This is a genomic window from Novosphingobium sp. 11B (assembly GCF_054589055.1).
In genome coordinates this window covers 1-7,475 of sequence record NZ_BAAILP010000173.1, presented here as the reverse complement: position 1 = coordinate 7,475, position 7,475 = coordinate 1, and the positions used below count along the sequence as shown (strand labels likewise).

The 7,475-nt window shown below is 67.2% G+C and carries 9 protein-coding genes and 1 pseudogene; 2 read left to right on the top strand and 8 right to left on the bottom strand.

The genetic code is table 11. The features are described from left to right. The first annotated feature begins 122 nt into the window (after positions 1 to 122). Positions 123 to 1,403, top strand: coding sequence for a phospholipid carrier-dependent glycosyltransferase (locus tag ACYPYD_RS16165; protein ID WP_459664180.1), 1,281 nt, complete (start codon positions 123 to 125; stop codon positions 1,401 to 1,403). On the opposite strand, the gene ACYPYD_RS16160 is transcribed toward ACYPYD_RS16165, so the two are convergent. The 8 genes from ACYPYD_RS16160 to ACYPYD_RS16125 all read right to left on the bottom strand — a co-directional run bounded on the left by ACYPYD_RS16160 (position 1,390) and on the right by ACYPYD_RS16125 (position 7,008). Further along, the gene (locus ACYPYD_RS16160; RefSeq protein ID WP_231958203.1) at positions 1,390 to 1,896 is read right to left on the bottom strand and encodes a DUF2238 domain-containing protein; all 507 of its coding nucleotides are present in this window, start codon (positions 1,894 to 1,896) and stop codon (positions 1,390 to 1,392) included. The genes ACYPYD_RS16165 and ACYPYD_RS16160 overlap by 14 nt on opposite strands. 113 nt (positions 1,897 to 2,009) lie before the next feature. After that, positions 2,010 to 3,206, bottom strand: a complete 1,197-nt coding sequence (locus tag ACYPYD_RS16155) for a glycosyltransferase (RefSeq protein WP_008832550.1) — start codon at positions 3,204 to 3,206, stop codon at positions 2,010 to 2,012. A 58-nt stretch (positions 3,207 to 3,264) separates the two neighbouring features. Further along, positions 3,265 to 4,308: a 3-isopropylmalate dehydrogenase gene (leuB, locus tag ACYPYD_RS16150; RefSeq protein ID WP_285020296.1), complete on the bottom strand. Its 1,044-nt coding sequence runs from the start codon at positions 4,306 to 4,308 to the stop codon at positions 3,265 to 3,267. 10 nt (positions 4,309 to 4,318) lie between these two features. After that, positions 4,319 to 4,924: a DNA repair protein RecO gene (recO, locus tag ACYPYD_RS16145; protein WP_036523788.1), complete on the bottom strand. Its 606-nt coding sequence runs from the start codon at positions 4,922 to 4,924 to the stop codon at positions 4,319 to 4,321. 27 nt (positions 4,925 to 4,951) lie between these two features. Further along, positions 4,952 to 5,215 carry a hypothetical protein gene (locus ACYPYD_RS16140; protein ID WP_008832516.1) on the bottom strand — a complete coding sequence of 88 codons (264 nt, stop codon included), beginning with the start codon at positions 5,213 to 5,215 and terminating at the stop codon, positions 4,952 to 4,954. Between the two features lie 79 nt (positions 5,216 to 5,294). Then, positions 5,295 to 5,546 (bottom strand): accessory factor UbiK family protein, encoded by a 252-nt coding sequence (locus tag ACYPYD_RS16135; RefSeq protein ID WP_008832515.1) that lies wholly within the window; start codon positions 5,544 to 5,546, stop codon positions 5,295 to 5,297. Between the two features lie 41 nt (positions 5,547 to 5,587). Continuing rightward, complete coding sequence (locus ACYPYD_RS16130) at positions 5,588 to 6,142, bottom strand: TspO/MBR family protein (protein ID WP_459664178.1); 555 nt, start codon at positions 6,140 to 6,142, stop codon at positions 5,588 to 5,590. Between the two features lie 89 nt (positions 6,143 to 6,231). Further along, the gene (locus ACYPYD_RS16125; RefSeq protein WP_285020293.1) at positions 6,232 to 7,008 is read right to left on the bottom strand and encodes a TlyA family RNA methyltransferase; all 777 of its coding nucleotides are present in this window, start codon (positions 7,006 to 7,008) and stop codon (positions 6,232 to 6,234) included. Positions 7,009 to 7,057: 49 nt separating this feature from the next. On the opposite strand from ACYPYD_RS16125, the pseudogene ACYPYD_RS16120 reads away from it, so the two are divergent. Continuing rightward, positions 7,058 to 7,475 (top strand): annotated as a pseudogene (locus tag ACYPYD_RS16120) (hypothetical protein); the annotation flags it as partial.

Below are 7,475 nucleotides of genomic sequence, written 5' to 3'. Positions count from 1 at the left end.
CTACCCCTCCCGCATGCGGGAGGGGTAGCGAGACTTGGCCGCGAAGCGGCTTAGCCGGACGGGGTGGGGCGAACCGCTCAAGCGCTTGCCGAAACCCGCGCCCCTCTTTATCCGCGCATCCGATGCCACTCTCCCGTCAAAATCGCGATCCGCTCGGCTGGTGCCTTCTCATCGTCGCGGCGTTCCAGGCGCTGGTGCTGTGGCGGCTGACGATCCCCTCGCGCTACTACTTCGACGAGGTTCACTACGTCCCCGCCGCGCTCAAGCTGCTGGAGCTGATCCCCGCCAACCGCGAACATCCGCTGTTCGCCAAGGAAGTGATCGCCGGCTTCATCCACCTGCTGGGCGACAAGCCGCTGGCGTGGCGCCTCGGCCCGGCACTGTTCGGCGGACTCGGCCTGTTCGCCTTTGCGCGGCTGGTCTGGCACGTGACGCAGCTGCGCCGCGCGGCGGTGCTGGCGACGGCGCTGCTGGCCACCAACTTCATGTGGTTCGTGCAAAGCCGCATCGCCATGCTCGACATGATCGCCGCAGGCATGTGCATGGTGGGCCTGTGGCAGTTCGCCGCCGCCTGGCGCGCGAAGCGCACCGGCATCGCGCGCCTGCACCTGATCCTGAGCGGCCTGGCCCTCGGCCTGTCGCTGGGCGCGAAGTGGAGCGGCGCTCCGGCGCTGGCGATGCCGGGCCTCGCCTTCCTGGCGATGCGTATCGCGGATACCGGGCCGGTCTTCATCGGCAAACGCGGCGCCGGGCCGATCAAGGGCGTGAGCCTGATCGAGGCCGCGCTGTGGCTCGGCCTGTTTCCGATCGCGGTCTACTGGGCGACGTTCATCCCGGCGATGTTCTACCCGCACCATACCCTCTCGCCCTGGGGCTTCGTCCAGCAGCACGAACTGATGGTGCGCCTGCAGGACAGCGTGAAGAAGCCGCACCCCTACAAGACGTACTGGTATCAGTGGATCGTCGACTGGCGGGGCATCTGGTATCTGTTCCAGAACGTCGACGGCGCGCACCGCGGCGTGGTGATGATCGGCAATCCGATGGCGATGATCGCGGGCCTCCTCGCGTTCTTCTGGAGTGTGTGGGCCGCCCTCTTCCGCGGCCGCCGCGACGTGCTGTTCTTCGCGGTGCTCTATTTCGTGTGCGTGGGCATGTGGGCGGTGAACGGCAAGCCGGTGCAGTTCTACTACCACTATCTGCTGCCGGGCGCGTTCCTGATGGCGCTGCTGGCGCTCGGCCTCGACGCCTTGTGGGACCGGCGCGGCCGTTGGCGGCTGGTGGCGCGGTGGGTCTTCGGCCTGTCGCTGGCGCTGTTCGTGGTGTTCTACCCGATCATCTCGGGCTGGCCGCTGCCCTTCAAGGACGCCTACAACCTGTGGATGTGGCTGCCTAGCTGGCGGTAAGCCGCGTGCGCAGCCGCAGGAACCCTGCCGCCGCCACCGCGCCTATCCCGGCGAGCGCCATGTCCTTTTGCGGGTCCCACGGATCGCCCTGCTGCCCGTTGTAGGCAAGCGCGTCGGGCCCGGCCATGAACACGGTCAACAGCCACTCGAAGATTTCATAGATCGCGCTGCCCGCCAGCACGAACTCGACCGCGATGTAAGTCGCCAGTGAAAGCGAGAGCTTGCGGTGCCGTGCCAGCCAGGCCGAGATGGGATGGACCCAGCAGGCCCCGAAGCTGAAATGGACGAGCCGGTCCCACGAATTGCGTTGCAATCCCAGCGTCGCAGCGGGCGACGGCAGGCCGAGCGCCCTCGCCCAGTCCTCATAGGGAACGAAGGAATAGATGTAGCGACCGCCCAGCGTGTGCAGCCACAGGAACAGGCAGGCGCAGGCTACAGCGCTCGTCGGCATCGGCCAGCGCCGCAGCGCCAGCCACAACCCCGCGACGATCACCAGCGTCGGCAGGTTCTGCAGCGGTGCGAGGCTCGGGTACGGCGAATCAATGAGGCTGACGAGCGCCCATAGCGCCGTCAGCCCAAGCAGAACCGCTTGCGTGCGGTTCGGGCTCAGTACTTGCCCCAGACGAACTTCGACGAGAGCGCGAAGTTGAACACCGAGGCCAGCAGCACGCCGGTGATCACCGCCAGCACGTCGTGGATGCCAATGGTCTTGAGCACGGCGGCCGAACCGATGTTGGTGAGCAGGCCCAGCGAGCAGGTCAGCGCGAACTGCGCCCAGCCGCGCATCAGCGGTGCGAAGCCGCGCAGGCGCTTGTCCGAATAAGTCAGTTCGTTGTTGAGCACGAAATTGAACGTCATCGCCACCAGCGCGGCGATCGTGTTCGCAATGTTGAAGGTCGTGCTCTCGGACCAGTTGCCGTAGACGAAACGCTCGCCGAAGACGACGTGGAGCATCGTCCACAGCACCGCCAACTGCACCACCACGCCCATGGCGCCCACGGTGCCGAACAGCGCGAAACGGGTCGGGATGATCCGGCCCAGCCATTTGTCGTAAAGGCCCACGAGGAATTCGAACACGACGGTCTGGTCCAGCTTGCTTTCGCCTTCTGCTCGCGCGGCGAAGTTGAGGGGGAATTCTTTGACGCGCAGCGGGGTGTCCACCGTCGCCAGGATGTCGAGCAGGATCTTGAAGCCGACGCCCGACAAGCGGTGCGCGTCGGCGCGCAGGGTCTGGGTGCGCAGCATGAAGAAGCCGCTCATCGGGTCGGTCAGTTCCACTCCGGTCACCTTGTTGGCGATGCGGTTGGCGAAGCCCGATGCCTTGACGCGGTCGGGGCGGCCCCATGCCTCGGTGCTGGCGCCCTCGGCGAAGCGCGAGGCATAGGCGAGGTCGTACTCGCCCGAGGCGACGGCCTTGAGCATGCCCGGCAGCAGCGCGGGATCGTGCTGGTGGTCGGCGTCCATCACCGCGACGACAGGGGCGGCGGTGGAGCACATCCCCTCGATCGCGGCGCTGGCAAGGCCGCGGCGGCCGATGCGCTGGATGCAGCGCACGCGCGGATCGGACAGCGACAGGCGGCGCGCCTCGTCCGAGGTGCCGTCGGGGCTGTTGTCGTCGACGTAGATGGCTTCCCACGCGATTCCGGCGAGCGCCTTGTCGAGTCGCTCGATCATCGTCGCGATGTTCTTGCGCTCGTTGTAGGTCGGCAGGACCACCGCCAGTTCCAGCGGCTTCGCTTGCGGCGAAACTGCGCGAACGGCGGCTTCGGAAGCCTGCGCGAGATCGGTCGTGGAAATGTTCATGCGCCCTGTTTTTAGGTTGTAAACGTCAAGAAACGATTATTGCGTAGCGGCGCAACCTTTACAGGCGCGCAAGCACCGCGTCACCGATTTCCTTCGTGCCGGCCGAACCGCCGAGGTCGCCGCCCTTGATGCCGTCCGCGAGCGCGGCGGCAACGGCGGCTTCGATGCGGGCGGCTTCGGCTTCGAGACCGAAGGAGTGGCGCAGCAGCATGGCGGCCGAAAGGATCGTCGCCATCGGGTTCGCCAGGCCCTTGCCCGCGATGTCAGGGGCGGAACCGTGGATCGGCTCGTAAAGGCCGAAGGTGCCTTCCGCGAGGCTGGCCGATGCGAGCAGGCCGATCGAGCCGACGCACATGCTGGCCTGATCGCTCAGGATGTCGCCGAACAGGTTGCCGGTGACGATCACATCGAAGGCGCCGGGGTTCTTCACCAGCTGCATCGCCGCGTTGTCGACGTACATGTGCGTCAGTTCGACGTCCGGGTACTCGGCCGAAACCTCGATCACCACGTCGCGCCACAGCTGCGAGGTTTCCAGCACGTTGGCCTTGTCCACCGAGCACAGCTTCTTCGAGCGACCCTGCGCGGCCTTGAAACCGGCGTGGGCGATGCGGCGCACTTCGTCCTCGGCGTAGGACATCATGTCCCAGCCCTGGCGGCGGCCGTCTTCCAGCGTGCGGGTGCCCTTCTCGCCGAAGTACACGTCGCCGTTGAGTTCGCGCACGATCAGCAGGTCGATCTTGCCGGCGACTTCCGGGCGCAGGGTGGAGAGGTCTTCGAGGCCCTTGAACACCGTCGCGGGACGCAGGTTGGCGAAGAGGCCCAGCTCCTTGCGCAGGCCCAGCACCGCCTGTTCAGGGCGTAGCGCACGCTCCAGGTGGTCGAGCGAAAAGTCGCCCACTGCGCCGAACAGGATCGCGTCGGAAGACCGCGCGATCTCGAGCGTCGCGGCGGGCAGCGGGTGGCCGTGCTTGCGATAGGCCGCGCCGCCGACGTCGCCCTCGACCAGCTCAAGACCGTCGATCTGCAGCGCTTCGAGCACGCGGACTGCCTCGGCAGTCACTTCGGGACCGATCCCGTCTCCGGCAAATACAGCGATGCGCATAGTCGTTTCCTCAAGCCTCGATCCGAGCCAGCCGCTCGCGCAGCAGGACGCGCGCCGCCATAACGTCTCTTCTGCGATCGGCAAGCGGGTAGCGGGCCAATTCTCGACCAATGGCGTCGAAGGTGGCCAGCAGCGCGGGCCAATCGTGCTCCGGCGGGCGCGCAATTCGCGCGCCGTAGCCCAGTTCGCGCAATGTCAGCACTTCATAGCGCAGCAGCCCCAGCGCCCAGCCGCGCGCGGACGGCGCGACGCAGATCGCCTCCAGCACGCCCGACAGCGCCTCGTAGAGAGCGGGAAACGGCTGCCGCTCGGGCAGGACCGAGGCCGCGAGCGCCGTGACCCAGCCGATCGCGGCGGCGGGCAGCGGCTCGGTGATCCAGGGCGCTCGGCTCTGGAGCAGTTCAAGGCGGGCGAAGGGAAGTTGGGTGTCGGACTTCGAGCGGACGTCCGCCTCGACGGTGTTGCCGGGAATCAGGACCGGCCGCAGTTCGCGCCCCCTGCCCCCGGCGACGAAGGCGGCGACGAGGCCGTGGTCGGCGGTCAGCAGGCGCGCAATGACGGCGTTCTCGCCGTGCGGCAGGGCGGCGCAGACAAGGGCGGGGGCGCGAAAGTGCATCGCGCCTTCCTCTGCCGGTTCAATGCGTCAGTTGCAAATTTCCTCGACCTCGGCGCGCGCGTGCTCGGCCTGCTTGTCCTTGGTGATGAGGGGGTTTTCCACTCGCCCCATCGTCCAGTTGCGACCGAGGCGGACCGTCTGGTTGGGCGCACACCAGATCTCGCCCGAACCGTCGAGAGCGGTGACCCAGATCAGATTATGCTCCTGCCCGTAGTCGATCATGCCGATGGCATAGCCATCGCCCTTGCCGACGACGTGAAGCGGAATGGTAGGATTGAGCTGCGTGAACATCGCGTGCCTTTCATGGGCTATCGCGATGTTCAACCCTGCGTGCGCGAGAAACGTTCCCGGCGCACATAACGCAAGCTGATCAGTTGGCGCCCAGCTTGGCCTCGAGCGCGTCGAGACGCGCCTTGAGCGATTCCGTTTCTGCACGCGCGGTGGCGGCGAGTTCCTTGACCGCGTCGAATTCCTCGCGGCTGACGAAGTCCATGTCACCCATGAACTCCTTCACGCGCTCACGCGCGGAATCGCGCGCCTCGCGGCCCATGCCCGCAAGAGTGCCGGCGGCGCTGTTCAACATCTTGGCGAAGTCGGCGACGAAGGGGTTTTCGCTTTGCATGGGCCCTAAATGGAGCGCGCGAAGGCAAGGCGCAAGAGGTATCAGATGTCGAACCGCTCCACCGCGCTCGAACGCTGTACGCCGTCCATGCCCGGGTTGGCCTGCAGGAACGCGAAGTTGAGATATGTCGCGAAGACCAGCCACAATACGTAAGGCAGCAGCAGCGCCGACGCGACGGTGCGCACGCGGGCGAAGAGTATCGTCGTCACCACCGCCGCCAGCAGGATCGCCGCGATCAGCACCAGCGCCGCGCTCATCCGGTGCATGCCGAAGAACACCGGCGACCACGCCAGGTTCAGCACGAACTGCACCGCGAAGGCCAGCACCGCGATCCCGCGTCCACGCGCGCCGCGCGCCGCGAGCACCATCGCCAGAGCCACGCCCATCATCACGTAGAGCACCGACCACACGATCGCGAAAGTCACCGGCGGCGGATAGACGGCGGGCTTCACCAATGCGTCGAACCACGGATTGCCCGGTCCGCTTCCCGCCATTTGTCCGGAGAGGAACCCCAGCAGCAGCACGACGGGAACGCATACCAGCAGCCAGCGCATCAGGCTGGCGCGCAACTGGCCGGGGGAAGCTAACAGGTTCATGCGCGCAAAAGGTCCCGAATCAGGAATTTACCCAAGAATGGCGCGGTTTGTGGTACGCGGCGGGCCGCTGCGCAATCGTTAGCGAACAGTCAGTGACCCCGGTGTGCCGAAACGAGAAACTCCACGTTTCCTTCAGGACCCTTGATCGGGCTTTCGACGATACCCTGGATCTCCCAGCCGTCGCCCTCCAGCCATTCGCGCACTTCCTCACACACGCGGGCGTGCAGAGCCGGGTCGCGGACCACGCCGCCCTTGCCCACTTCGCCGCGCCCGACCTCGAACTGCGGCTTGATCAGCGCGACTACCCGGCAGCGCGGCGCGGCGAGGCGGAGCGGCACTTCGAGCACTTTGGCGAGGCCGATGAAGCTGGCGTCGCACACCACCCAGTCGCACGGCGCGTCGATCTGCTCCGGGGTGAGGATGCGGGCGCTGGTCTGCTCCAGCACGGTGACGCGCGGATCGGTGCGCAGTTTCCACGCGAGCTGGTTGGTGCCCGAATCGACCGCGAACACCCGCTTCGCGCCATTGGTCAGCAGAACGTCGGTAAAGCCGCCGGTCGAACTGCCGATGTCCATGGCGACCGCGCCCTTCGGATCGAGCCCGAAATGTTCGATCGCGTGGGCCAGCTTGATCCCCCCGCGCGAGACCCAGGGATGGTCGCGGCCGCGCACCTCGATGGCTGCGTCGTCCTTCACCGACTGGCCCGGCTTGGCGATCTTGGTCTCGCCCGAGAACACGAGGCCCGCCAGCACCAGCGCCTGCGCGCGGGTACGGCTCTCCGCCAGCCCGCGATCGACCAGCAGCTGGTCGACCCGCACTTTGGCAGGTTTCTTGTCAGGGGAGCGGGGGCGAGGCGTGTCGGTCATGGGATGGTATGCACTTGAGATGGGCGGCGCCTCATTCCATACCACGGGCATGAAGGCAAATCCGCGCAGCCGCGCCACCCCTCTTTCCGCCCTGCTTCTTACCGGTCTCGCTGCAACGGCGGCTTTGTCGGGATGCGTACCGCCGCCGCCGAGCACGCCCGCCCCGCGGCCCGGCGCCACGCATGCACCGCAGCCCCGCCCGGCGACTCCGACCGCCCCGCCGCCCTCGCCAATGGCCGCCGACTGGCGCGATGCACCGCAGACGCCGGGCAGCTGGAGCTACGCGGGCAACGGCAGCGCCTCGGGCGCGACGTTCGGGAACGGCCAGTTCATCGTCCAGTGCGACACCGCGCGCACCGTCACCCTCCTGCGCGCCGCTGCGCCCCGCGCGGGCGCAATCGGCATGTCGATCACCAGTTCCACCGGCACACGCGCGCTGACCGGCACCGCCACGCCGCGCGGCGTGG